We start from the raw sequence: 1580 nt of genomic DNA, 5'->3' as shown, positions 1-1580 counted from the left end.
GGTTCGCGCTGAAAACCGCGTTCTTCATCATGCTGTTCATCCTGCTGCGCGCTTCCATCCCGCGCCCGCGTTATGACCAGGTGATGGACTTCAGCTGGAAATTCTGCCTGCCACTGACCCTGATCAATTTGCTGGTGACCGCTGCGGTTGTGTTGTTGAACACGCCTGCGGGCGCGGTTCAGTGAGGATTTGACCCATGTTCAAATATATTGGTGACATCGTTAAGGGTACTGGTACCCAGCTGCGCAGCCTGGTGATGATCTTCGGCCACGGCTTTCGCAAGCGCGACACCCTGCAATACCCGGAAGAACCGGTCTACCTGCCGCCGCGCTACCGTGGCCGTATCGTCCTGACCCGCGACCCCGACGGCGAAGAGCGCTGTGTAGCCTGCAACCTGTGCGCCGTGGCTTGCCCGGTTGGTTGCATTTCGCTGCAGAAAGCCGAAACCGAAGACGGCCGCTGGTATCCGGACTTCTTCCGTATCAACTTCTCGCGTTGCATCTTTTGCGGCCTCTGCGAGGAAGCCTGCCCGACCACCGCGATCCAGCTGACGCCGGATTTCGAAATGGCCGAGTTCAAACGTCAGGACCTGGTGTACGAGAAAGAAGATCTGCTGATCTCCGGCCCCGGCAAAAACCCTGATTACAACTTCTATCGTGTTGCAGGTATGGCGATTGCTGGCAAGCCGAAAGGCGCCGCGCAGAACGAAGCCGAACCGATCAACGTGAAGAGCTTGCTGCCTTAAGGAAGAAAGATGGAATTCGCTTTCTATTTCGCATCGGGTATCGCGGTTGTGTCCACGCTTCGCGTGGTCACCAACACCAATCCCGTGCACGCCCTGCTCTACCTGATCATTTCGCTGATCTCCGTGGCGATGACGTTTTTCGCCCTCGGCGCACCGTTCGCCGGTGCCCTGGAAGTGATCGCCTATGCTGGCGCCATCATGGTGCTGTTCGTGTTCGTGGTGATGATGCTCAACCTCGGCCCTGCCGCGGTTCAGCAGGAGCGCACTTGGCTCAAGCCCGGCATCTGGGCAGGCCCGGTGATTCTCGCCGCACTGCTGTTGGTTGAACTGCTTTACGTGCTGTTCTCCCATCAGAGCGGTCAGGCCATCGGCCAAACCACCGTGGACGCCAAGGCCGTGGGCATCAGCCTGTTCGGTCCTTACCTGCTGGTGGTCGAACTCGCCTCGATGCTGCTGCTTGCCGCAGCTGTCACGGCGTTCCATTTGGGCCGCAACGAAGCCAAGGAGCAATGACGATGCCTGCTATCCCTTTGGAGCATGGTCTGGCGGTCGCCGGCATCCTGTTCTGCCTCGGCCTGGTCGGTCTGATGGTGCGCCGCAACATTTTGTTCGTGTTGATGAGTCTGGAAGTGATGATGAACGCCTCTGCACTGGCGTTCATTGTCGCCGGTGCCCGTTGGGCGCAACCGGATGGACAGATCATGTTCATCCTGGTGATCAGCCTTGCAGCCGCCGAGGCCAGTATCGGACAAGAAACCCTGCATCGTCAATCGCGCCCCACAGCACGGCCGTGGCCGGCAAACCTTGCAGCAGGCGATGGCGGGCCAGGGCTTCG

Annotated in this window: 3 protein-coding genes and 1 pseudogene; all 4 read left to right on the top strand. The window is 59.4% G+C overall.

The genetic code is table 11. The annotated features are described in order from the left end of the window. Positions 1-185: NADH-quinone oxidoreductase subunit H (locus tag ACQKP2_RS32825; RefSeq protein WP_427582379.1), on the top strand; the 185-nt coding region annotated here is incomplete at its 5' end. A gap of 11 nt (positions 186-196) precedes the next feature. After that, on the top strand, positions 197-745 hold the full coding sequence (gene nuoI / locus ACQKP2_RS32820; protein WP_108239289.1) for an NADH-quinone oxidoreductase subunit NuoI: 549 nt from the start codon (positions 197-199) through the stop codon (positions 743-745). Between the two features lie 9 nt (positions 746-754). Next, positions 755-1258, top strand: coding sequence for an NADH-quinone oxidoreductase subunit J (gene nuoJ / locus ACQKP2_RS32815; protein ID WP_427582378.1), 504 nt, complete (start codon positions 755-757; stop codon positions 1256-1258). Between the two features lie 2 nt (positions 1259-1260). Then, a pseudogene (nuoK, locus tag ACQKP2_RS32810) lies at positions 1261-1494 on the top strand (NADH-quinone oxidoreductase subunit NuoK); the annotation flags it as partial. Positions 1495-1580: the final 86 nt, after the last annotated feature.

The sequence above is a fragment of the Pseudomonas sp. NPDC089569 genome, from assembly GCF_050280625.1.
Lineage (GTDB): Bacteria > Pseudomonadota > Gammaproteobacteria > Pseudomonadales > Pseudomonadaceae > Aquipseudomonas.
The sequence above is the reverse complement of the archived record's forward strand: the minus strand, read 5'-3'. Positions and strand labels throughout refer to the sequence as shown.

Excerpts from the sequence above, each read along its gene's own strand:
- nuoJ (WP_427582378.1), top strand. The coding sequence starts at position 755 with ATGGAATTCGCTTTCTATTTCGCATCGGGTATCGCGGTTGTGTCCACG.
- nuoI (WP_108239289.1), top strand. The coding sequence starts at position 197 with ATGTTCAAATATATTGGTGACATCGTTAAGGGTACTGGTACCCAGCTG.